The organism is Saccharopolyspora galaxeae (assembly GCF_016526145.1).
GTDB classification, from domain to species: domain Bacteria; phylum Actinomycetota; class Actinomycetes; order Mycobacteriales; family Pseudonocardiaceae; genus Saccharopolyspora_C; species Saccharopolyspora_C galaxeae.
This window is the reverse complement of the sequence record NZ_JADDUE010000006.1, coordinates 171,888-195,785: the sequence shown is the minus strand read 5'-3', so window position 1 is coordinate 195,785 and position 23,898 is coordinate 171,888. Positions and strand designations below refer to the sequence as shown.

The 23,898-nt window shown below is 71.3% G+C and carries 19 protein-coding genes; 6 read left to right on the top strand and 13 right to left on the bottom strand.

All coding sequences use genetic code 11. From position 1 onward, the window contains the following. Positions 1–439: 439 nt before the first annotated feature. Genes INP57_RS15690 through INP57_RS15680 form a run of 3 tightly spaced genes read left to right on the top strand, consistent with a single transcriptional unit; the run spans position 440 to position 9,652 of the window. Complete coding sequence (locus INP57_RS15690) at positions 440–6,424, top strand: type VII secretion system-associated protein (RefSeq protein ID WP_200070960.1); 5,985 nt, start codon at positions 440–442, stop codon at positions 6,422–6,424. Positions 6,425–6,434: 10 nt separating this feature from the next. After that, positions 6,435–8,831, top strand: coding sequence for an ADP-ribosylglycohydrolase family protein (locus INP57_RS15685; RefSeq protein WP_200071174.1), 2,397 nt, complete (start codon positions 6,435–6,437; stop codon positions 8,829–8,831). Between the two features lie 41 nt (positions 8,832–8,872). After that, entirely contained in the window at positions 8,873–9,652 is a 780-nt protein-coding gene (locus INP57_RS15680; RefSeq protein WP_200070959.1) for an enoyl-CoA hydratase-related protein, read from the top strand. A gap of 46 nt (positions 9,653–9,698) precedes the next feature. Here INP57_RS15680 and INP57_RS15675 read toward each other — a convergent pair whose 3' ends face one another. From INP57_RS15675 to INP57_RS15630, 10 genes are all read right to left on the bottom strand, one after another. Then, a complete protein-coding gene (locus tag INP57_RS15675; protein WP_295143620.1) occupies positions 9,699–10,070 on the bottom strand; it encodes a barstar family protein in 372 nt (123 codons plus the stop codon). 143 nt (positions 10,071–10,213) lie between these two features. Then, positions 10,214–10,465, bottom strand: coding sequence for a hypothetical protein (locus INP57_RS29595; protein ID WP_233627635.1), 252 nt, complete (start codon positions 10,463–10,465; stop codon positions 10,214–10,216). Further along, complete coding sequence (locus INP57_RS15665; RefSeq protein WP_233627694.1) at positions 10,465–10,680, bottom strand: hypothetical protein; 216 nt, start codon at positions 10,678–10,680, stop codon at positions 10,465–10,467. The genes INP57_RS29595 and INP57_RS15665 overlap by 1 nt, the downstream gene beginning before the upstream one ends. 52 nt (positions 10,681–10,732) lie before the next feature. Next, positions 10,733–11,668: a 3-hydroxyisobutyrate dehydrogenase gene (mmsB, locus tag INP57_RS15660; RefSeq protein ID WP_200070956.1), complete on the bottom strand. Its 936-nt coding sequence runs from the start codon at positions 11,666–11,668 to the stop codon at positions 10,733–10,735. Between the two features lie 51 nt (positions 11,669–11,719). Next, on the bottom strand, positions 11,720–12,766 hold the full coding sequence (locus tag INP57_RS15655) for an enoyl-CoA hydratase/isomerase family protein (RefSeq protein ID WP_200070955.1): 1,047 nt from the start codon (positions 12,764–12,766) through the stop codon (positions 11,720–11,722). Then, complete coding sequence (locus INP57_RS15650; RefSeq protein WP_200070954.1) at positions 12,763–13,947, bottom strand: acyl-CoA dehydrogenase family protein; 1,185 nt, start codon at positions 13,945–13,947, stop codon at positions 12,763–12,765. The genes INP57_RS15655 and INP57_RS15650 overlap by 4 nt, the downstream gene beginning before the upstream one ends. A gap of 36 nt (positions 13,948–13,983) precedes the next feature. Further along, positions 13,984–15,483 (bottom strand): CoA-acylating methylmalonate-semialdehyde dehydrogenase, encoded by a 1,500-nt coding sequence (locus INP57_RS15645; RefSeq protein WP_200070953.1) that lies wholly within the window; start codon positions 15,481–15,483, stop codon positions 13,984–13,986. 224 nt (positions 15,484–15,707) lie between these two features. Further along, on the bottom strand, positions 15,708–17,045 hold the full coding sequence (locus INP57_RS15640) for a GntP family permease (protein ID WP_200070952.1): 1,338 nt from the start codon (positions 17,043–17,045) through the stop codon (positions 15,708–15,710). 66 nt (positions 17,046–17,111) lie between these two features. Beyond that, on the bottom strand, positions 17,112–17,876 hold the full coding sequence (locus INP57_RS15635) for an SDR family NAD(P)-dependent oxidoreductase (RefSeq protein ID WP_200070951.1): 765 nt from the start codon (positions 17,874–17,876) through the stop codon (positions 17,112–17,114). Positions 17,877–17,915: 39 nt separating this feature from the next. Continuing rightward, positions 17,916–18,761, bottom strand: a complete 846-nt coding sequence (locus tag INP57_RS15630) for a sugar phosphate isomerase/epimerase family protein (RefSeq protein ID WP_200070950.1) — start codon at positions 18,759–18,761, stop codon at positions 17,916–17,918. Positions 18,762–18,897: 136 nt separating this feature from the next. Between INP57_RS15630 and INP57_RS15625 the strand changes: the two genes are divergently transcribed. Both INP57_RS15625 and INP57_RS15620 read left to right on the top strand, forming a co-directional pair. Then, entirely contained in the window at positions 18,898–19,566 is a 669-nt protein-coding gene (locus INP57_RS15625; protein WP_200070949.1) for a GntR family transcriptional regulator, read from the top strand. 131 nt (positions 19,567–19,697) lie between these two features. After that, complete coding sequence (locus tag INP57_RS15620) at positions 19,698–20,696, top strand: methyltransferase (RefSeq protein WP_233627634.1); 999 nt, start codon at positions 19,698–19,700, stop codon at positions 20,694–20,696. On the opposite strand, the gene INP57_RS15615 is transcribed toward INP57_RS15620, so the two are convergent. Further along, positions 20,671–21,321, bottom strand: a complete 651-nt coding sequence (locus tag INP57_RS15615) for an MOSC domain-containing protein (protein WP_307850105.1) — start codon at positions 21,319–21,321, stop codon at positions 20,671–20,673. The two genes, INP57_RS15620 and INP57_RS15615, sit on opposite strands and share 26 nt — an antisense overlap. A gap of 112 nt (positions 21,322–21,433) precedes the next feature. Then, entirely contained in the window at positions 21,434–22,486 is a 1,053-nt protein-coding gene (locus INP57_RS15610) for an NAD(P)H-dependent flavin oxidoreductase (RefSeq protein WP_200070948.1), read from the bottom strand. A gap of 373 nt (positions 22,487–22,859) precedes the next feature. Between INP57_RS15610 and INP57_RS15605 the strand changes: the two genes are divergently transcribed. Then, positions 22,860–23,078 carry a hypothetical protein gene (locus INP57_RS15605; RefSeq protein ID WP_200071173.1) on the top strand — a complete coding sequence of 73 codons (219 nt, stop codon included), beginning with the start codon at positions 22,860–22,862 and terminating at the stop codon, positions 23,076–23,078. Positions 23,079–23,234: 156 nt separating this feature from the next. On the opposite strand, the gene INP57_RS15600 is transcribed toward INP57_RS15605, so the two are convergent. Next, positions 23,235–23,798, bottom strand: a complete 564-nt coding sequence (locus INP57_RS15600; protein WP_200070947.1) for a Uma2 family endonuclease — start codon at positions 23,796–23,798, stop codon at positions 23,235–23,237. Between the last annotated feature and the right edge of the window lie 100 nt (positions 23,799–23,898).

Genomic DNA, 23,898 nt, shown 5'->3' with positions numbered 1-23,898 from the left:
ACCGCTTGCCACCACGGGTTGCGCCGTTCTTGCGAAATTCCGGCGAACATCCCCGCACCGCCGGACATCGGGGCAGGATTTCCGCCCGTGCGACCGGACGAGTCGCGGCGCACGAAAGTCCGGCGGTGGCCGACGACCCCGACAGCCGGCCGCCGCCGGACACCGCGGCGGATTCCGGCATTCCGCACATCCGGGAGGCCCGCGCCGCAAGCGGCTGCCGCCGCTTCTGAAAGACCCCCAGCGCTGACGCAGGGTGTTTTTCCGGAACACTAAACTTCACCCCAAGTGGTCATGAGAGAGTGCGGTTCAACCACACGGCGGTGGTGCTCCGCAGTTCGCCGAGCGACCTCGCCGCACGGTCTCCCCCGTTCGGGCGAGTAACCGTGGACCTCGGCGGCAGAATCAGGGTGGAACGACAAGTCGGGGGCGAGCGCGGGAGATGAACACGCAGCAGCCGAGTCGGCCGGTGATCACACCGGCCATGCGGGAACAGGCCAGCAAGCAGCCGAACACCTGGCTGTACGTGGTCGACCCGATCTTCAGCGACCCGAGCGCGGAAGTACCGCCGTGGGGCTTCATCGGCGGATACCGGGTCGACGAGCGCGGCGAGCTCACCGACGACTTCTCCCCGAACCCGAACTACCGCCCATCACCGGTCGCGCTGCGGCTGCCCGCGCCGACCAACGACGTCGAACGCGCGCTGCAGCTGACCACGACCGGCTACGCGCAGGCGGCCACGCTGCTGTCCGCGCTGCTGGACGCGGAGCTGATCCTGTTCGCGCAGCCGCAGGGCAGCGGACTGTTCACGGTGGACCACGACTCCGGCAGGCGGCAGCTGCAGCTGTTCACCTCGGAGAGCTTCCTGCCCGCGAACTGGACGAGCTGGCAGCGGCTGACCGGCAGGCAGCTCGTCGAGCGCAACCCGGTCGGGATGGACCTGCAGATCAACCCGACCAGCGCGGTCAAAGCGCGGCTGCCCGCCGAAGACCTGATCAAGACCGCGGGGGTGCGGGTGGCGCCCGCCGCGCAGCCGGAGGAGACCCAGCCCGCGCAGGTGCCCGGCGGCCAAGCGACCGGCGGACAGCAGCAGGCGCCCGATCCGATCAGCAGCGACTTCGGCCAGCGCTTCATCGGCAGCGTGCTGGCCGCCGCGGCGGGCGACGCGCTGGGCGCGCCGGTCGAGTTCTACCCGGTCGAGCAGATCCGCAACCGCTTCGGCGAACACGGCGTCACCGACTACGACCGCAGCGGTTCGCACCCGGGCGAGTTCACCGACGACACCCAGCTGGCGATGTTCACGCTGGAGGGGCTGATCCGCGGGCACATCGCGGCCCGCGGTGGCGCGGGAAGCGGGCCGCTGGCCGCGATCCAGCTGGCCTACCAGCGCTGGCTGCACACCCAGGGCTACGCGTGGTCGCGCGCGGCCGGGCCGTACGCGCAGTCCCACCCGGAGCCGGACGGCCTGCTCGCCGGGGTGCGCGAGCTGTTCGCGGTCCGCTCGCCGAACAGCGACTGCATCACCGCGTTGCGCGGGTTCGCCTCGACGGGCGTACCCGGCACGTTCGAGCGGGCGATCAACGACTCCGACGACAACACGGGCGTGGTGCGGGCGGCGCCGATCGCGCTGTGGTCGGACGAGCCGCGCGAGGTGTTCCGGCTCGCCGCCGCGGCCGCCGCGCTGACCTGCTCGAAGCCCAGCGGCTACCTGCCCGCCGGGGTGCTCGCGGTGCTGGTGCACCGGCTGCTGCGCGGCGAGTCGCTCACCGATGCGCTGGCGCACGCGCACAAGCTGCTCACCGAGTGCACCGGGCACCAGCAGACCGAACGCCTTTTGCTGGTCGCCGAAGACCTCGCCGCGCGGGGCGAACCGACTCCGGAACAGGTCAAGGACCTGCTCGGTGACGGCTGGAGCGGGCACGAGGCGCTGGCGATCGCGGTGTGCGCGGCGCTGAGCAGCGACGGTGTCGGACCGGCGGTGATGGCCGCGGTGAACCACTCCGGCGACAGCGACTCCACCGCGGCGATCTGCGGCGCGATCGTCGGCGCGCAGCACGGGGTTTCGGCGGTTCCCGGGGTGTGGCTGCGTGATCTGCGGCTGCGGGAGACGGTTCAGTCGCTGGCCGCGGACGCGCTGGTGGAGTTCGGGCCGCAGCCGCGCGGCGACGAGACCTGGTCGCAGCGGTATCCGGGTGAGCGCGACGTCATCGGGCTCGAGTTCGGGTCCGAGCTGCCGCGGGTGGCCGGGCAGGATGCCGAGGAACCGGCCGGGCAGGACGAGACCGCCGCGCAGGATTCCGCTCCGGACACCGCCGAAGAGCAGACGGCCGAGCAGGATGCCATTCCGGTGGCTCGGCTGTCGGTTCCCGGTGCGCAGCCCTCGGAGACCGGCGCTGCTTCCGCCGAGCAGCGGGATGCGTCCCCGGCGGATTCCGGCAGTGCGGAATCCGCCACGCAGCAAGGGGAAACGGCAGACCGGAGTTCGGAGGAGACGGACTCCGCGCAGCAGGCCTCTTCCGAGCCCCCCGATCCGGCCACGACCCCCGAGCAGGCAACGACCCCGGCCGCTGGACCGTCCACTGCGGACGGTGCCGCTGAGCCGCAGCCCGCCGCGGCATCGGGCGCGGCGTCGTCGGGCACTGCCGCATCGGACGACGCGGCCTCGGAGGACGCCGAGTCCGCGGCCGAGCCGATCGTGCCGACCATGGGTTCCTGGCCCGCCCCGTCCAAGACCGCACCCGCCCGCGAACAGAAACCCGCGCACGACACCGAACGCGCCGAACCGGGCGGCGAACGCATCCTGGGCTGCCTGCTCGGCACGGCGATCGGGGACGCGCTCGGCTACCCGGTGGCCGACGAGTCCATCGAAGTGATCCGCCGCAACTACGGCGGCGCCGGGGTGGCCGACCTGGTCGGCCATGCCATCAGCGCGAACACCCAGCTCAGCTTGTTCACCGCCGAAGGGCTGATCCGCGCGGGCATCCGCAACCGCCTGCACGGCGACACCGACCCGGCGCAGCCGGTGCAGCACGCGTACCAGCGCTGGCTGCACACCCAAGGCGTCGACTGGGCGGACGCGGGCGGCCCGATCGCGGACATCCCGCCGAACGGCTGGCTGATCCGGGAGAAGGGCCTGTTCGCACGCCGCTCCCCCGACGACACCTGCCTGCAGGCGCTGCGCGGTTACGCGGGCGGTACGGCGCTCGGCACGCTGACCAACCGGCTCAACGACGCCAAAGGCAGCGGCGGAGTGGTTCGCGCGGCACCGGCTGGCTTCCGCACCGGCGACCCGGCCGAGACGTTCCAGACCGGCGCGGCCATCGCCGCGCTCACCCACGGGCACCCGAGCGGTTTCCTGCCCGCGGGCGCGCTGGCGGTGGTGGTGAGCCAGCTGCTCGCGGGCCGCTCGCTGCCGGAGTCGGTGGACCGCGCGCTCACCGAACTGTCCACTTGGGAGGGTCACGAGGAGACCTCCGCGACGTTGCGCCGCGCCATCGAGCTGGCCACCGAGGGCACCCCGACGCCGGAGCAGATCCAGCACCGGCTCGGTGCGGGGCGGGTCGGTGAGCAGGCGCTGGCCATCGCGGTGTGCGCAGCGCTGGCACGGCCGTCGTCGTTCGCCGACGCGGTGGTGCTGGCGGCGAACCACTCCGGCGACAGCGCCGCGACGGCCGCCGTGTGCGGCTCGATCATGGGCGCGGCGCACTCGGCGGAAGCGGTGCCGCAGAGCTGGCGGCGGAAGGTCGAGCTGGGCGATGTCGTCGAGCAGCTGGCGCGGGACGCGGTCGAGGAGTTCGGCGCGAACCCGCCGGCCGTTCCCGAGTGGCTGAGCCGCTACCCGGCGGGCCCGGCCGCGCCGATCGCGAGCCCGGTTTCGGCGCGGGTGGCCGCTGCGGAGCAGTCCGGTGAGTCGGCTTCCGGTGCGGAGTCGGGTGCCGGTGCCGCGACGGACGCCGGTTCGGGCCCTGCGGCCGGTGCGGGCCCTGCGGCCGGTGCGAGCTCTGCGGCCGGTTCGGGCTCTGCGGCGGGTGCGAGCTCGGTCGCCGATGCCGCGTCGGTCGCCGGTTCGGTGTCCGCTGCCGCGTCGGCACCCACCGCCGGTTCGGCATCCGCTGCAGACTCGGCAACCGGTACCGGACGATCGTCCGATGCCGGTCCATCGGCGGATGCAGCAACGTCCTCTGACTCGGAAACGGACCCGGCAACGGGCTCCGAGTCGGCGGCTCCGTCGACCGGTTCCGCGGATGCCGCCTCGGTTTCCACGTCCGCTGCCGCGCAGACCGCGGCCGATTCTCCGGCAGGAGATGCGAAGCGCGACGAGACCGCTACCGGTGCCGCTTCCGGAGGAACGGCCGCCCAGCTCGCCGCCACCCAGCTCGCCGCCGGAAACGGAACCGACGACAGCTCCGGCGAGCAGGACACCGCTCAGCGGCCCGGTTCCGGTCCGGACGCCGCTTCTGGCCGAAGGCCCGGCTCCGACCAAGGTCCCGGATCGACACCGGGGATCGGCCAGGGCGCGATGTCTGGCCCGCATTTCGGGACCGGCGAGGGCTCGATGGCCGAGGAACGGGATTCCGACCGGCAAGACCAGGCCGGACAACCCGACGCCGAGCGGCATGACGCGGCTGAGCAGCATTCCGCGGCCCAAGCCGCCGCGGAAATCTCGGCAGCCGAACGACCGGCCGAGTCCGCGCCCGCACAGCCGGCAGCTGATCAGCAGGCCACGGAAGCGCGGACGCAGGCGCGATCCGAGCGAACCGCGACCGAGCCGCCGACCGCCGAACCGATCGCCCAAGAATCCGCGGCCGCGCAGCAGCCTCCGGTGACGACTGCATCGGCGCTCGCGCACGAGCCCGCGGCCACATCGCAGGCAGCCCGGGGGTCCGCAGCGGCTCAGGAGCCCGCAGCGGCTCAGGACTTCGCAACAACCCGGCAATTCGCTGCGACCGAACAACCGGCAGCGAACGGGCAACCTGCAACGACCGCGGATCCCGCAGAGTCCGAACCGGTTCAACAGCAACCGGCAGCCCAGGACCCCGAACCGGCCCGGAGCCCGGCAGCCGCCCGGGTCCCAGGCGCCCAGACTTCAACGACCGAGACTTCAGCGGCCGAGACCCCAGCGACCGAGGCTCCGGCCGCGGAGACGTCGCAGGAGTCGTCCTCCGATGACGGCGACGGTCTCTCCCACGAGGAACTCCGCCTCCTGGCCGCCTGGCGCAAGTTCCGCGACGGCGAGGACGACACCCCCAACGACCTCTCCGAGGGCCTGCACAAGCTGCTGCAAGAGGCGTTCGGCGCCGAACGCGCCGCGCAACTGGTCGCCTCCGGCGACGAGGACGGCGAACTCCCCGAGGAAACTCCGCAACCGCTCACCCGGCTCGACCGGCTCGCGGGCTGCGTGCTCGGCTGCGCCGCGGGTGACGCGCTCGGCGCCCCGTGGACCTACACCGCGCAGCGGATGATCCTGCGCAAGCAACCGGACGGGGTTCGGGAGCTGACCGAGCACCTCGGCGCGATCGGCAACGCGAGCGCGATCGGCCAGCAGTCGGTGTTCGTGCTGAACGGCCTCCTGCGCGCGACCGTCCACAGCAGACTCCACGGTTCCGCTTCGGAGGCCGAGTCGGTGCGCGGCGCCCTGCAGCAGTGGGTCGTGGCGCAGGGCGCCACCGAGCCGGTTGTCCGCCCCGATCCGCTGGCCGCCGACGCGCGGCTGCGCACCCAGCGCTTCCCGGACGAGGCGACGCTGACGGCGCTGGGCACTTGGGACGGCCAGGCCGGTCTGCCGACTCCGGCCGCTGCACCGAACCAGGCCACCGGCGCGGTGGCCGCGGCCCGCGCGGCGCTCGTCGGCCTGCACGCCGACACCCCGGCCGCGGCCGCGGAGCTCGGCATCTCGATCGGCGTTCTCACGCACGGCCACCCGGACGGTTACCTGCCCGCCGCGGCGGCGGCCGCGATGGTCGCCGCGCTGGGCGACGGGCAGACGCTTGCCGAGAGCGTGCAATCCGCCCTCACCGAGCTGAAGGCGTGGGAGGGCTCCGAGAACACGGTAGAAGCGCTGCAGCAGGCGCTGGAGCTGGCCGAACGGGGCCCGATTCCAGCGCGGGCGCTGGAGTCGCTGGGCAGCGCCAGAACCGGGCCGTCCACGCTGGGCAGCGCGGTGGCCGCGGCACTGGCGCACCCCGAGTCGTTCGCCGACGCGGTCGCCCTGGCGGCAACGCACTCCGGCGACAGCGCGGCGACCGCGGCTCTGTGCGGCAGCCTGCTCGGCGCGGCGCGCGGAGCCGATGCGGTACCGCAGCGATGGCTGGACGAGCTCGAGCTCGGCGATCTGCTGGCGGAACTGCTCGCCGACGCCCGGCGCGCCGAGGAAGAACTCGTCGAGGGCGGGCCGGTACCGGAATGGGCGCAGCGGTACACCGGATAGCGTTGCACAGGTGACGGACGCGAGGGGCTCTGGCGGGCTCACCGATGCGGAACGGGCGTTGCTGGCCGCGTACCGGCAACGGCGCCGGACCGCCCCGCCTTCCGGAACGAGCCCAGCCTCCGGAACCGCCCCGCCCGACGCCGACGAGCGGCTGCTGCTCCAGCGGTGGAGCTGGTGGCGGGACCGGCCGCTGTCCCGGCCACCGTGGTTCGCCGCGCTGCGCCAGCGGATCGTCGAACCCGAGCCGCCCACGCCCGCTACCGGGCTGTCCGGCCCGGACGGCTACCTGCCGGAGGCCGCGAGCCGGTTCGCCGGGATGCTGCTCGGCGCGGCCGCGGCCGAACACACCGTGCTCGGCAGACTCGGTGAGCGCACCACCTCGGTGCTGTTCGCGTTGGAAGGGCTGATCCGCGCGCACACCGCGTTGCGCGTGCACGGCACCGCCTCCCCCACCTCTTCCGTCCTCAGTGGACTGCAACGGTGGCTGCACACTCGCGGAATCGCCTGGCAGGACTGCGTTCCCGCGCCCGGCGGCGAACCGGACGGCTGGCTGGTGGGCAGGCCGGAGCTGCATTCCGCCGCCGTCGACGAGCCCGCGCTGCTGACCGCGCTGACCCGCATCGCCGCCGGGAGCAAACCTTCGCCGCACGCAGCGGGCGCCACCGCGGTGCCGATCGGAGCGGTCGCGGCGCTGTGGTCGGCCGATGACGGGTTCGACCTCGGCAGAGAACTGGCGGCGTTATCCCACGGCCACCCCGACGGGAACCGCCCGGCCGGTGCGACGGGCGCGGCGATTTCCCTGCTGTTGCGGGGAGTTCCGCTCGCCGAAGCGCTGCCCGGTGCGCTGGCCCGCTGGCAGCCCGCCGAATCCCGGCCCGCGCTGCTGGACCGCGCGCTGCACCTCGGCTCGACCAGCCCGATCGGTTTCGTCGCCCGGCGGGACCAGCTGGACGCGATGAGCGGCGGACGCAGCGGCGTGCAAGCGCTCGCGGTCGCGTTGCGCATCTGCGCGGCCTGCCCCGACGACTTCACCAAGGCCATCGAGTCAGCGAGCGAGCACTCCGGGGACGTCGGCACGACCGCCGTGTTGTGCGGTCAGCTGCTCGGCGCCGCGCACGGACCGACCGCGATTCCTCCGGAGCTGGCCGCGGAATCGCCCGCGTGGACGGTGCTCGAGCAGCTCGCCGAGGACGCCGCCGCGGAGTTCGGGCCCTACCCGGACGAGTCCGACGACTGGTTCGCCCGCTACCCGGTCGGCGACCCCGACGGCCGACCTGATCAGCGCAACAGCATCACCGCAGTGCCCAGGCTGGCCGCCTCGCGCGACCGGTTCCTCGGCGCGGTGCTGGGCTGCGCGATCGGCGAAGCGCTCGGCGGCCCCGTCGCGGGCGAGAGCTGGGACCAGATCCAAGACCGGCACGGCGAACGCGGTCTGCGCGATTACGTGCCCGCCGGGCACCCGGCCGGGCGGCTCGGCAGCGACACGCAACTGCTGCTGTTCTCCCTGGAAGGCACCATCCGCGCCGGTGTGCGCCGCCGCGACCACGACATCGCCGACCCGTCCCGGCACATCCAGCACGCCTACCAGCGCTGGCTGCACACCCAGCACCTGAGCTGGAGCCGCGCCGCGGGCGAATTCCTCGAGCGCACCGGCGAACCGGACGGGTGGCTGGTCGGGCACCGCGCGCTGTTCCAGACCCGCAACCCCGGGCGCACGATGATGCGCACGCTCATCGCCTTCGCCAAGGGACAGCAACGGATGGGCACGCCGCAGCACCCGGTCAGCGACTCGAAGGGCAGCACAGCGGTGATGCGCGCGGTGCCCGCCGCGCTGTGGAGCGAGAACCCGTCCGAAGTGTTCCGCGTCGGGCAGAACACCGCGGCGCTGACCCACGGCGACCCCGTGGCGCACCTGAGCGCCGGGACGCTCGCATTCCTGGTTTCGCGCCTGATGGCCGGTCAGGACCTCAACACCGCCGTGGAGGAGGCGTCCGCGGAACTGCGGAACCACCCCGGGCACGAAGAAGTCGCCGCCCGGTTGTCGGCGGCGGTGCACTACGCCCGCTCCGCGGGAACCACGCCGACGCACTTGGAAACCGGCATCGGAACCGGCTGGACCGCGGCGGACGCGCTCGGCATCGGGCTGTACGCGGCGCTGGTCGCGGACGGCGACTTCGACGCCGCGCTGCCGCTGGCGGTGAACCATTCCGGCAACAGCGCGACGACCGGGGCGGTGTGCGGCAGCCTCGTCGGCGCGCAGCGCGGCGCCGCGACCATCCCGCAGCGGTGGCGCGCCGAGCTGGAACTGCACGACGTGATCGAACGGCTCGCGCACGACGCGGCGTTGGAGTTCGGCCCGCGACCACCGGATACCGCGGAGTGGTTCACCCGCTACCCGCCGACCTGAGTCCTGGCTCCCCGGCTGCCCAGGCGGCTACGGTTCGCCGCATGGGCGAAGAACTCGTGCACCGCAACGTCGAAGCGGGCATCGCGACGATCACGCTGGACTTCCCGCACAACCGCAACGCGCTGTCCGCGCAGTTGCGCCGCGAACTCCGCGAGCAGTTGGCCGCCGCGTTGGCCGACGAAGCGGTGCGGGTCGTCATCCTGGACCACACCGGGCCGGTGTTCTGCTCGGGCATGGACCTGAAGGAATCCAGCGGCGCCGGTTCGCAGGACCAGGGCGTGCGGGAACTGCCCGACATCCTGGAAACGCTGTGGACCAGCCCGAAACCGGTCGTGGCGAAACTCGCGGGCCCCGCCCGCGCCGGCGGAGTCGGCATCGTCGCCGCCTGCGACCTCGCCGTCGCCGCCGAGACCGCGACCTTCGCCTTCTCCGAAGTCCGAATCGGCGTCGTGCCCGCGGTGATCTCGCTGACCGTGCTGCCGCGCCTGCAACCGCGCGCCGCGCACGAACTGTTCCTGACCGGCGAGACCTTCGACGCCCACCGGGCCGTCGAGATCGGCCTGCTCAACTCCGCCGTTCCCGCCGAAGAACTCGACACCCGAACGCGCCGCTACGCCGACCTACTCACCCGCGGCGCCCCGAACGCCCTGGCCGCCACCAAGGCGATGCTGCGCCGCCCGCGGGCGAGCACCCTCAACGAGGACTTCGACGCCATGCTCGACCTCTCCGCCCACCACTTCGCCTCGGAAGAGGGCCAGGAGGGAATGCGCGCCTTCAAGGAGAAGCGCCCGGCTTCTTGGGTACCCGAACAGGAATCCTGAACACGGCCCGAAGGATGGACCGGTCCACCCGCAGCTCGGCGTCCGCTCAGTCGCGGGTGAGCACCGGTTCGAAGGAGCGGCCGCAGACGGTGTTGCGGGCCGCGTCCCGCAACACCGAGTTGATCTTCTCGTAGGCCCTCGGGTCGTGCTGGGCCAGCGAGGTGGAGCCGGACCAGATCAGCACGTGCTCGCCCTCGGGCAGCCAGGACAGGTCGGTGAGGCAGTCGTAGAGCGCGTCCAGATTGCGGCCCGCCCACTCCGGGAAGGACAGCGCCGCCGCGATGCCCTCCAGCGTGGTGCGCTTGTTCACCAGCTCCCGGCCGTCGAGGACGTGCGGTACCGCGCCCCGCTGCTCGGCCGCCGCAGCGGCCTCGCGGGCGCTCACCGCGCTCTGCTCAGGCTGCTCCTGCTCGCCCACCGCAGACTCCTTCCGGAAGACCTTGCCGGGCCGTTTAGCCGCCAGCAGCTTCGTCGCAAACATCCCACTCAACCGCGCAAGTCGACAACCACGAAAACGTCACTTTTCCCGCTGTGCGGGGCCATTCCGCGACCGGAAGGGACTCAGCCCCACGGCCCGCCACCGGGCACCGGGAGGCCCCGGGCCCGCACAACCTCGAAAGCCGATCCGGACGAACTCCGGATCGGCCACGAATCGTAGGAAACCGGCATCGGCGAGCTCACCGCGGGCCGGGACATGCCCGCGGGAGCGGACGGGTCGGCCGAGCGCTGCTGCACGAACCAGCCGACCACCACCAGCACGATCAGCCCGACCAGGGCGATCGTGATCCGCTTGCGGGAGGACACGCGGTTCACTACCGCTGCGCCTTCGGGCGGGAACGCACCGGCGGCTCGGCATCGCGCAGCCGCGTCAGCTTCGCGCCGAGCCCGTCGATGCCCCGGTCGAGCACCTTCGCCAAGCCGAAGCACACCGGCAGCAGCACCGCCAGCACCAGCGTCACCTGCAGCGGGTACCACAGCTGCACGAGCCACAGCTCGACGGCGTCCCACAACTCGAACAGCCAGTCCATCACGGCGCGGAGCCTACGCCCGGGTTGCAACCCGATGAACCCGGGCCGGAGCTCACGCCGTGCCGGTGGCCTCCGCCGATCCGGACGGCGTCACCGTGCCCTCGGCACCGGAGTGCTCCCGGATGGAGCGGATGATCGCGCCGAAGTCGTACTCGCCGCCGCCCTCGGCGTTGAACCGCTGGTACAGCTCCGTGGCCAGCTGCCCGATCGCGGTGTCGGTGCCGCTCTGCTCGGCCGCGGACTCGGCCAGCCGCAGGTCCTTGAGCATCAGCGCCGCGGAGAACCCCGGCTCGTAGTCGTGATTCGCGCGGCTGGTCTCCACCAGATCCGGCACCGGGCAGTTCGTGGTCAGCGACCAGCACTGCCCGGTGGAGATCGAGGCGACGTCGTAGAGCGCCTGGTTGCTCAGCCCGAGCCGCTCGCCCAGCACGAAAGCCTCGCTGACCGCGATCATCGACGCGCCAAGGATGAGGTTGTTGCACATCTTGGTGACCTGCCCGTGCCCGGCGCCGCCGCAGTGGATCACCTTGCGCGCCATCGGTTCCAGCACCGCCTCCGCGCGCTGGAACACGTCGGCGGCACCGCCCGCCATGAACGTCAGCGTGCCCGCCTCTGCGCCCGCGGTACCGCCGGAGACCGGGGCGTCCAGCGAACCGAACCCGGCCGCGCCCGCCGCCTCGTGCGCCGCCCGCGCGTCGGCGACGTCGACCGTGGAGCAGTCGATCAGCAGCGCACCCGGCTGCACCGAACCGAGCACCTCCCGGTAGCAGTCCAGCAGGTGCTTGCCGCTGGGCAGCATGGTGATCACCGCATCCGCCCCGGCCACCGCATCGGCCGCCGAGTCCGCGGTGGTCACGCCGTTCGCCCGCGCCTGCGCCAGCGCCGCAGGGGCCAGGTCGAACCCGCGCACCGCGTGCCCGGCCTTGACCAGGTTCGCCGACATGGGCCCGCCCATGTGGCCCAGCCCGATGAAAGCGATGACAGCCATTGTCACGTTCCCTTCTGCCGATCGGCCGGGACGGCCCCGGCTGCAGCGGGATCAGTCCGCTGCGAGTCCCAATTCCGCGGCGCCGAGCGGGGCGAAGAACCGCTCGACGAACTCGTCGGTCACCTCGTCCAGGCGCTCCGGCGACCACTTCGGGTCCTTGTCCTTGTCGACGAGCGTGGCGCGCACGCCCTCCACGAAATCGCCGACCGAAACGGTGGCCAGCGCCAGCCGGTATTCCTGGTCGAGCGCCTGCTCCAAGGTGTCCGGGCGCGACCGCAGGGCGCGCAGCGTGATCTTCAGCGAGGTCGGCGACTTGGTCTCGATGGCGTCGGCGGCCTGCTGCGCGGCTTCTTCCGGGCGCGCGCGCAGCCTGGTGAGGACGTCTTCCACGCGGTCGGCGGAATAGGCCGCTTCGATCCATTCCCGCTGCGCCGCCAGCGGTGCGGGCGGGCGCTCGGTGGCGAACCTGGCCAGCGCCGCGTCCACCTCGCCATCGGTCAACGCCGCGACCAGCTCTTCGAGCCGGTCGCTGGGCACGAAATCGTCGGCCAGGCCCAGCGCGATCGCGTCCGCGCCGCCGACCGGAGTACCGGTCAGCGCCAGGTGCGTGCCGAACTCACCCGGCGCGCGCGAGAGCAGGTAGGTGCCGCCCACGTCGGGCACGAACCCGATTCCGGTCTCCGGCATCCCGACCTTGGAACGTTCGGTGACCACCCGGTGCGAACCGTGCGCGGTGATGCCCACGCCGCCGCCCATGCACACGCCGTCCATCAGCCCGACCACGGGCTTCGGGTAGTGCGACAGCGCCGCGTTGAGCCGGTACTCCTCGCTCCAGAACGCCTTCGGCAGCGAGTCGTCGTCGGCCTTGGCCGCGTCGTAGAGCGCGCGGATGTCCCCGCCCGCGCACAGGCCGCGTTCCCCGGCGCCCTCGATGAGCACCGCGCGCACCCGGTCGTCGGAACGCCACTGCTCAAGTGCCTCGGTGATCGACCGCACCATCTCCAAGGTGAGCGAGTTGATCGCCTTGGGGCGGTTGAGCGTGATCCGTCCGAGCGCGCCCTCTACGTTGAGCAGAACTTCCGGGGCGGTTGATGTCATGATGCCGACTCCAGCAATCCACGGGAAATGATCAAGCGCATGATCTCGTTGGTGCCTTCGAGGATCTGGTGCACGCGCAGGTCGCGAACGATCTTCTCCAGGCCGTACTCGGCAAGGTATCCGTAACCACCGTGGATCTGAAGTGCCTCGTTCGCCACGGCGAAGCCCGCGTCGGTGGCCAGCCGCTTGGCCATCGCGCACAGCCGGGTGGCGTCCGGATCGCGGGTGTCCAGCGCCCACGCCGCGCGCCACAGCAGCATCCGCGCGGCCTCCAGATCGGTCGCCATGTCGGCGAGCTTGAACTGCAGCACCTGGAACTCGCTGAGCTTCGATCCGAACGCGCTGCGCTCCCGGACATAGGCAAGGCTCTTGTCCAACGCGGCCTGCGCGCCCCCGAGCGAGCAGGCCGCGATGCTGAGCCGGCCGCCGTCCAGCCCCGCCATGGCGATCTTGAACCCGATGCCCTCCGGCCCCAGCCGCCTGCTCGCGGGCACCCGGACCTCGTCGAACAGCACCTGCCGGGTGGGCTGGGCGTTCCAGCCCATCTTGCGCTCGTTCGGCCCGAACGAGAGCCCTTGCGCACCGGCTTCGACCAGGAACGTGGAGATGCCGCCGGACCCGGTGTCCCCGGTGCGCGCCATCACCGCGTAGACGTCCGAGCTGCCGCCGCCGGAGATGAACTGCTTGACCCCGGTGAGCAGGTAGTCGTCCCCGTCGCGCACCGCGCGGGTCTGCAGCGCGGCCGCGTCCGAGCCCGCCTCCGGTTCGGTCAGGCAGTAGCTCGCCCGCTGCTGCAGCGAGCACAACCCGGGCAGCCACTGGGCTTTCTGCTCGGCGTCGCCGAACCGGTCGATCATCCCGGCGACCATGTTGTGGATCGACAGGTACGCCGCCACCGAAGGGTCACCGGAGGCCAGCGCCTCGAAGATGAGCACCGAGTCGAACCGGCTCAGCCCGGTGCCGCCGTAGGCGTCGTCGACGTAGATCCCGCCGATGCCCAGTTCCCCGGCGGTGCGCAGCACCTCCACCGGGAAGTGCTTGTCCTGGTCCCACTGCACCGCGTGCGGGGCGAGCTGTTCGGCGGCGAACTCGCGGGCGGTCTGCTGGATCGCGCGCTGGTCCTCGGACAGCTCGAACGGCGACGCCGCGCCGGTGGGGCCGGTTACCGCTGCAACGGACACGTCTGACTCCTCACCTGTGGGGCAGGCTCACCGAGCTCAGTTCATGGTCGGAATGGTGAAGCTGGCGCCTTCCTTGAGCCCGGACGGCCAGCGCGAGGTGACCGTCTTGGTCTTGGTGTAGAACTTGATCGAGTCCGGGCCGTGCTGGTTCAGGTCGCCGTAGCCGGAGCGCTTCCAGCCGCCGAAGGTGTGGTACGCGATCGGCACCGGGATCGGCACGTTCACCCCGATCATCCCGGTGTCGACGCGGCTGACGAACTCGCGCGCCGCGTCGCCGTCCCTGGTGAAGATGGCGACCCCGTTGCCGTACTCGTTCTCGCTCGGCAGCCGCAGCGCCTCCTCGTAATCGGCCGCGCGCACCACCGACAGCACGGGACCGAAGATCTCCTCCCGGTAGATCCGCATGTCCGGCGTGACGTGGTCGAACAGCGAGGCACCCGCGAAGAAGCCGCCCTCGTGGCCTGCCATCTCGAACCCGCGACCGTCGACCAGCAGCTCCGCCCCTTCGTCGACACCTGCGGTGACCAGGTCGTCCGCCCGCTGCTTCGCCTGCCTGGTCACCAGCGGCCCGAAGTCGGCATCCTCGGTGAAGCTGGTGCCGATCTTGAGCTTGCGCACCCGCTCGGTGAGCTTCTCCACCAACGCGTCCGCGGTGGCCTGGCCGACCGGCACCGCCACCGAGATCGCCATGCACCGCTCACCCGCCGAGCCGTAGCCGGCGCCGACCAGCGCCTCCACCGCCTGGTCCAGATCCGCATCCGGCATCACGATCATGTGGTTCTTCGCGCCGCCGAAGCATTGCGCGCGCTTGCCGTGCGCGGCCGCGGTCGAATAGATGTACTCCGCGATCGACGAGGAGCCGACGAACCCGACCGCCTCGATCCGCGGGTCGGTCAGCACCGCGTCCACCGCGGTCTTGTCGCCGTTGACCACGTTGAGCACGCCCGGCGGCAGGCCCGCTTCGACGAACAGCTCCGCCAGCCGCAGCGGCACCGACGGGTCCCGTTCGGAGGGCTTGAGCACGAAGGAGTTGCCCGCCGCGATGGCAGGTGCGGCCTTCCACAGCGGGATCATCGCCGGGAAGTTGAACGGGGTGATGCCCGCGACCACGCCCAGCGGCTGGCGCATCGAGTAGACGTCGATGCCGGTTCCCGCGTTCTCGCTGTACTCGCCCTTGAGCAGGTGCGGGATGCCGACGGCGAACTCGACGACCTCCAGGCCGCGCTGGATGTCGCCCTTGGCGTCCGGGACGGTCTTGCCGTGCTCGGCGGCCAGCAGCCGGGCCAGCGAGTCCATCTCGTCGTTGACCAGTTGCAGGAAGCGCATCAGCACCCGGGCCCGCTTCTGCGGGTTCTGCGCCGCCCACGCCGGTTGCGCCGCGGCCGCGTCGGCGACGGCGGCGGAGACCTCGCCGGTCGAGGCCAACGGCACCGCTGCCTGCACCTGCCCGGTGTTCGGATCGAACACGTCACCGAAGTTCCCGGAGGTCCCGGCGACCCGCTCGCCGCCGATGAAGTGCGTCAACTCCTGGGACATACCGCACCGAACCTTTCACCGATCTCGCCGTTGATGCCCGCCGCCGAACGGGCCGATTACTCGGCCTTCCAACCTTTGGCCACCCAATCATTGCGCCGGGGCCTGCCACCGCAACAGGTGCCGCACGTCACATCTACCTGAACCGATCGGGTACGGCCCGCTGCGAAACGTCCCCGAACAGCACGAAAGCCCCCGCTCGGGGGGCTTTGGTGCGTGGCGGGGCCTCAGCTGACCAGGTCCGCGACGAGCACGAGAGCCAGCGCCACCACCGACATGATCGACTGGGCGACCGTGTAGACCTGGAACGCGCCGCGGGTGGACAGGCTCAGCAGCGTGCGGAACATCCAGAACGTGTTGTCGCTGACGTGGCCGCCGAAGCTCGCCCCTGCCGCCGCGGCCAGCGCGACCAGCACCGGCGCCGTGCCCAGGCCACCGACGACGGGCGCCAGCAGCGTCGCCGCGGTGATCGCCGCGACCGAGCCCGAGCCCTGCGCCAGCCGCAGCAACGCCGCCACCAGCCACGCGAGCAGCAGCGGTGACGCACTGCCCGCGTGGAACAGCCCGCTCACCACGTCGCCGACGCCGGTCCGGCTGATCACCTCGCCGAGCGAACCTGCCACGCCGGTGAACAGCAGGATCGTGCCGCTGGTGGCCGCGCCCTTGTTCAACGCCCGCTCGACGGCGTCCCTGGACAACGTCCACACCGTGATCGCGCAGCCGAGCACGAGACCGATCAGCAATGCCACCACCGGGTCGGCCAGGAACGCGATCCAGCCGATCCGCGCACCCGCGGTCTCGGTCACCGTGCCCAGCACGATCAGCAGCAACGGCACCAGCACCGGCAGCACGAGCACGATCAGCGGCAAGGTGCGCTTCGGAATTTCCGCGGAGCCCACGGCCATGCCTTCGATGCCGTCATCGACGTGCGCTTCGTCCTTGGCCGGGTTCCAGGTGCGGCGCATGAGCCTGCCGTGCAGGAACACCGCGATGACGATCGATGCCACGCCGATCCCGATGCCGAACAGCAGCATCATGCCGAGGCCGACGCCGAGCGAACCGCTGATCGCCAATGCCGCCGCACCCGGCAGCACCATCAGCAGCCCGACCTCCAAGCCGATCGCCAGCGCGCCGCCGACGGCCGCCACGCTCGCACCGGTGCGGGCGGCCACCGAGCGCGCGATCGGCGCCAGCATCACCAGGGCCACGTCGAAGTAGATCGCCGGGAACACCACGCCCGCGGACAAGCCCAGCGCGTACGGCGACCGGTCCTTCCCGAACGCCTTCAGGAACAGCTCGACGATCCGCTGCAACGTCCCGGTCGCCGACAGCAGCGAACCGAGCAGCACGCCGAACCCGATGATGAGCCCGACCTCGGCCATCAAATCGCCGAACCCGGTCGTGACGGCCTTCGCGGTGCCTTCGAAACCGAGCCCGGTGGCCAGGCCGAGGTACAGCGAACCCAGCACCAGCACGATCACCGGGTTCAGCCGCGCACCCACGATCAAGCCCACGATTCCGAGCACCGTGATCGCGGTGTGCAGCAGGAGGAGGGAGTTGGACATCCTTGTCGCTCTTTCCGTGGTCCTCGCCATTGCGGCGTGCCCGGCGCGGCCGGGCGGGCCAGGCGGTCAGTTGATGTGCGAGCCGCCGTTGATGTCGAAGGTGGCGCCGGTGATGTAGCCGACGGATTCGCCGGCGAGGAAGGTGATCGTGCTCGCCACGTCGGTGGTCCGGCCGTTGCGCCCCACCGGGACCCCGGAGATCAGTTCTTCCTTGCGTTCACCGCTGAGCAGTCCGCCGGTGATGTCGGTGTCCACCAGGCCCGGGGCGACCGCGTTGACCACCACTCCGTTCGGTCCGACCTCCCGCGCCAGCGCCCTGGTCAGCCCGAGCACGGCCGCCTTGGCCGCCGAGTAGTGCGACCCGCCGAACACCCCGCCGCCGCGCTGCGCGCTGACCGAGGAGACGTTGACGATGCGCCCGTAGCCGCGCTCGACCATCCCGGGCAGCACTCGCCGCGTGACCAGGTACGTCCCGGTGACGTTGACCCGGAACACCAGCTCCCACTCGTCCTGCTCGATGTCCAGGAAGCGGGTCGGGCGGGTGATTCCCGCGTTGTTGACCAGCGTCGCGATCGGCGGCAGATCGGCGGATTCGACGGCGGAGACCGCGGAGTCCACCGAGGACTCGTCGGTGACGTCGGCGCGCACGCCGAGTGCGCGGACCCCGTGTTCCTCGGCGACGACACCGGCGGTGCGCTCGGCGGCGTCGCCGTCGACGTCCAGCACCGCGATGTCGAAACCGGCCGCGGCCAGCTGCCGGGCGGTCTCCCGCCCGATGCCGCGCTCGGATCCGGCTCCGGTGATGACTGCGGTACGTGCGGTTTCGGACATGCGGGTCCTCCAGATCTCGGTCGTCGGGAACCGGCCGGGTCAGCCGGCCAGCAGTGCGCGGACGTCGTCGCGAGCGGCGGCGGCCGCGGCGGGACGGTCGGTTTCGGCCACGTCGTGGGTTTCGAGTTCGAGCACGTGGCGGCGGTTGCCGGGGTTCTCGGCCAGCGCCGCGATCACTCCGGCGAAGTCCGCGCGGCCGCGGCCGATGCTGAGGTTGATCTCGCCGGGCGCGGCGTCCCGGTAGTGCACGTGCTCGACGCGGGTAGCGAGTTCCCGCGCCAGCGCCACCTCGTCGATGCCACCCGCGACGACGTGGCTGACGTCGTAAACGAGCCCGGCTGCTTCGGCAGGAACCCGCTCCAGCAGCGCGATCGCGCGCTCGGTGGTGTGGCAGAACCGGAAGTGGTGCAGGCCCTCCACCAGCAACCGCACCCCGTTGCTCGCGGCGAGCTCGCCGAGTGCGCGCAGGCCGCGCGCGAGCCGGTCCAGATCGGCGTCTTCGGCCACGAACGGCGTCCGGGTCTGCGCTCCGCAGGGCACGATCATGGCGGCGTTCAGGCGAGCGGCCAGCCGCACCAGCCGCCGCCCGGATTCGAGCAGGTCGTGCTCGGACAGCGCGGGATCGTTCAGCGGCCCCGGGTCGACGTTGATCGCCCAGGTGCGCAAGCCCGATTCCTCGACTGAGCGCACGATGCCTGCGGTGTCCTCGCCCAACGGGTGCGGGATGTGCTCGCAGACTCCGGGGAGTCCACCGAGGTCGATGCCGTCGAAACCGAGCTCGCGGATCGTCGTCAGCGCCTCGGTCAGCCGGCGGTGGCGGAACGAGATCGTCGAGCAGCCCAGTTCGGGCAGGCAGCTCGGCTCCGGATCCCCGCGCAGCACCATGACCGTCACTCCTTCGTGCGTTAGGTGGCGCACAGTTAACGTCCAACTCGCGTCGACTGTCAACAGTCGACTGTCACTGGACGACCGGGTCTTGGACTACGATGAGCCCGGACCCGAGCAGAGAGGCGATCCACACGTGTCCCTGGATGTCCCGGCGCTGGGCGGCGTCGACCGGCAGACGTTGCGCGAGCAGTCCCTGCACAAGCTGCGGGAAGCGATCAGCAGCGGGCAGCTCGAACCAGGGCGGCGGCTGATCGAGACCGAGCTCAGCGAAGCGCTCTCGGTCTCTCGCGGAACCTTGCGCGAAGCACTCCGGCACCTGGTGCAGGAAGGGCTCGTCGTCGCCGACGAACGCGGCAAGCTGCTGGTGCGCGCGCTGACGAAAGCCGAAGTGCGCGACATCTTCGCGGTACGTGCGGCGCTGGAAGTCCTCGCAGTGGAGCTGCTATGCGGCGCGCCGGAGCGGGACGAGATCATCAGCACGCTGCGCGCGGCCGTGGACCGGCTCCGCGACGAGCAGCAGGGCATGGCGGAACTGGTGGAGAACGACCTGGCGTTCCACCGGCTGCTGTGCGAACTGACCGGCAACGCCGCGCTCGTGCAGTCCTGGCAGAACATCTCCGGGCTGACCCGCGCGACCATCGTGCGTTCCGGCCCGGAGCTGGCGGTGCGCAACATGGCCTGGCAGCGGCACACCCCGATCGTCGACGCGATCGAGGCGGGCGAAGCCGCGCGGGCGCGCGAGGTGGTGCGCGAGCACATGAGCGAAACCACCGAGCGGATCGTCGCCGTGCTCGGCGACTAGGGCAGCTGCACAAGCGGCGTCAGCCGCAGCCAGAAGACGCCCGTGGTTCCGCCAACTGACCCGCTTTCACGCACTCCCCAGCCCCGCCGACGGCTCTGCCCAGGTCACTTACGGCGCCTATGCTGCGGCGCATGGCCCCGGAGCCGGTGGACATCTGGGCAATGGCAGACCTGGTGAAGCCGTTCGCCGTGCGAACGGTCGCGACGTTGCGCGTGGCCGACATCGTCCGGGACCGGCCGGTCGCGCTGGAGGAGATCGCCAAGAGGAGCGAGGCGCAGGCCGACCCGCTCGGCAGGCTGTTGCGGTACCTGGTGCAGCACGGCATGTTCACCGAACCGGAACCCGACGTGTTCGGTCCGAACGCCGCTTCGCGCGAGCTGGAGAGCGACTCGCCGAGCGGCACCAGGGAGTGGCTCGATCTGGACGGCGCGGTCGGACGCGCGGATCTGGCCTTCGTGGAGCTGATCGAGCAGGTGCGCGGGCACCACCCGGCGTACCGGGCTGCGTTCGGCCGCTCGTTCTGGGAAGACCTCGCGCACAGCGCGCAACTGTCGGACTCCTTCGACGACCTGATGGAGACGAAGTCGAGCACCCTCGCTCCGGTGGTGGCCGACGAACTGGACTGGGACCGGTTCGGCCGGGTCGCCGACATCGGCGGCGGCAAGGGCGTGCTGATCGACGCGATCCTGCAGCGGTACCCGGACGTTCGCGGCATGGTCGTCGACCTGGCCGGACCGGCCCGCAACGCCGACGAGTACCTGCGTTCGCGCGGTCTGCGAGACCGCGTCGAAGTGGTCACCGGGAGCTTCTTCGACCCGCTGCCGGACTCGGCGGACGCCTACGTGCTGAGCGACGTCCTCGGCGACTGGGACGACGAGGACGCGATCCGCATACTCGCCCGCTGCGCGGAGGCCGCGGGCGCGGACGGCAGCGTGCTGATCATCGAGCTGCTGCCCGGCGCCCCGGAAGCGTTCACCGAGATGGACCTGCGGATGATGATCTACGTGGGCGGCCGGATGCGGGATCTGGACCGGACCGACCGGGTCGCCTCGGCCGCCGGGCTGTTCGTCGCGGCGGTCACCCGCGTGTCGGGGGGTTACGGCATCATCGAGTGTCTGCCCGACCGGTGAGCTCTTCTAGCCGCAGCTGACGACGCCACTTCGGCGGCAGGTCCTGCGCCGCGGGCGCCACCTGCTCGCGGCGATCCCGGTCCCCCATGGCGAGCGCGAAAACATCCGCCACCGTGACCGCGTGGCCGGGCTTGCTCAGCATCCGGACCTCGTCCCCGGCGCGGATGTCGCCGGATTCCTCCACCGCGAGGTAAACCCCCGGCCTGCCGATTTCGGCGAACCGCTTCACCAGGCCCTTGTGCTGCCAGAAGCCGGCGAAGACCCGGCACGGGTTGCGCGGTCCGGTCACCCGCAGCACGGCGGAGCCGATGCGCCAGCGCTCGCCTATCACCGCGAAGCTGCTCTCGCAGCCGAGAAGGCTCAGGTTCTCCCCCGCGTTGCCCGGCACCAGCTCCCGGCCCAGCTCCGCGGACCAGAACCGCAGATCCTCGGTGTCGAAGGCGTAGGCCGCCTGGTACCAGGCTCCGTGGTGCTTGGTGTCGATCACCTGATCACCGCGCACTCCGCCCGGGGTGAACTCGACCGGATCGTCCACCGGACGCTTGTCGATCCCTGTTCGCCCCATCCGCCCGGTCCACTCACCGGTACGCAGCACCGCCACGTTCACCGACCGCACATAACCCACCGCGCCAACCTATGCGCTGCTCCGCCCGCGCATCCAGGTGTTTTCGCGGTCCTTCAACGGTCAGCGAGCACGAAGACCGTCCACAGCGCGGTGTTCCGCGAATACCGGCGGTTCAGGGCAGCTTGCCGCGTCCGGAGTCGAACGCTCGCCGCGCACCGTCCACGAGATCCTGGACCAGTTCCGCGGCGGGCCGAGCAGCGGCCTGCGAGTAGGTCTGCCCCGCCCACAGCGACATGGCTTCCGGGTCTCCGGCTTTCCCGGCCGCTACCCGCACCGGCTTGGTGAGGTGGTGCAGTTGCGGGTAGGCGGCGGGCGCGTGCGGGCCGTTCTCCCGCATGAAGCGGTTCACCAGCCCGCGCGCGGGACGTCCGCTGAACGCTCTGGTGAACTCCGTGGCCCGGGTGCCCTCGGCGATCTCCGCACGCTGGGCCGCCGCGGTACCCGCCTCATCCGTGATCATGAAGGCCGTGCCCAGCTGCGCCGCGACCGCACCGGACGCGAGCACCGCGGCCACGTCGGCACCGGTGACGATCCCGCCCGCGGCGATCAGCGGCAGCTCGACCTCTGCCGAGATCAACCGCAGCGCGCCCAGCAGGCCGATCAACTCACCACCGGCCCGCGTCGCCTCATCGTCGTCGAAGACCGCCCGGTGACCGCCGGCTTCGGAACCTTGCACGCAGAGCAGGTCGACCCCGGATTCCGCAGCCTGCCGTGCTTCCGAGGGCGTGGTCACGGTGGCGACCACTTCCGCCCCCACCGAGTGCAACCGCTCCACAGTGGACGATTCCGGGCAGCCGAAGGTGAACGACACCACCGGGATCCGCTGGGCGATCACCAGTTCCACCTTGGCCTGGTACAGGTCGTCGTCCCAGTGCGCTGTCCCCGGTTCGACGCCGTAGTGCTGCGCCTGGGCTTGGACGCGGCTGCGGTAGGCCGCCAGCTCGATGTTGCGCCGATGGCCGGGAACGAACAGGTTCACCCCGAACGGTTCCGCGGTCAGCTCGCGCGCTCTGGCGATCTGCCCGTTCAGCGCCTCTTCGGTGAGGTAGCCCGCGGCCAGGAAGCCGAACCCGCCCATGCCGCTGACCGTCGCGGTCAGCTCCGGGGTGCTGATCCCGCCCGCCATCGGCGCCGCGATCACCGGCACCGTCCGCTGCTCGATCATGCCCGGCACATTAGTTGTCGCGCCGCCTGCCCGCGACATCGCGAGCACCACACCGGTTCGACGCCGAAAACGCTTGCGCGACAATGCTTTCTCGGACGCGGCGGCAAACGGCTTCAGCTCCGTCCGCGAGGCGCTCCCACTGGAAGCCGGTGATCCGCTCCCGCACACCCCGCAGCCGATCATCCGAAACCCGTTGAGCCGATGGCCAACCAGCTCCTGGGCCGATGGCCCCACCTCCCTTCGTCTGTGCGCCGCGCCACCTCTGATGCGCGGGTGTACCGAGCTGGAAAACGAATTGTTAATCGCCTTGTTCCGAATACCTCGCTCCACGAATCTCTTGGCACCGCAAACCACGCGAGAACGGGAGAACCCGATGAGTACAACCGCCAAGCAGACCACCGAGGCCGAAGCCGGGTCGCGGGTCAAGCGCATCGCGTTCGCCGCAACGGCGGTGCCCGCGCTGATGATCGGTCTGGCGCTACCGGCCAACGCCGCGGAACTGACGCCGATCGCGGAGGCGCTGGACACGACCGTCGCCGACACACTCTCGTCGGTCGGCGGCGCACTGGACGCCCTCGGCCTGGCGGCCTGACCGACTCCCCCGGCGGCCGCCGCCATGCCGGCGGCCGCCCCTGGATGAGGCCGCGTGGGGCGGAAGTTCCGCTACGAGATTTCCGCCCCACGTTCCGGCAAGCGACCTCCCCTGCCGAAACCACCTGTTCAGTCCACAACGGACACACCAAGCCGGTCACGGGCGCAGTCCCGCCACGAGATCCGCCGGGGCGAGCTTGACCGCGAACGGCTCGGTGCTCTCGAAGACCTCGTCGTCACGAACCCGCGCGATCCGCTGATACCGCGAACCACCCACCAACTCCCACGCGGTGATCGTCGGCTGCTCCAGATCGGGGTCGACGAGCCAGAAGAACCGCGTGCCCAGCCGCGCGTAGACGGCCTTCTTCAAGCTCTCGTCCTTGATCCGGCTGCTCGGCGACACCACCTCCACCGCGACCACCGGCGCGGACGGCAGGTTCCGCAACGTCAGGTCGTCGTGCCGCGCCACCAGGATGTCCGGTCGCAGCTCGGTGAACGGGTCCGGCCGCACCGCGAACGGCGCGGCGAGCACCCGGTACGGCGACGTGCACGCGATGTGCAGCTGCGAGGCCAGTTCGACCACCGCGCCCTGGTGCGGCCATCCCGGCACCGCGCTCGCCAGCAGCTCACCGTCGATCAGCTCGTAGCGCCTGCCGTCCTCGGGCAGTCCCTCCAGGTCGTGCACGCTGAACGGACGTCCCACTCCTGCCTCGATCCGCATCGTCGAATTCCCTTCGCTCTCGGTGCCGCAAAGATGGTTCTGCGATGAAGAGGCGCGAAGCGTTCGATCTGATACAGCCGTCACCGGAACGTGTGAGCAT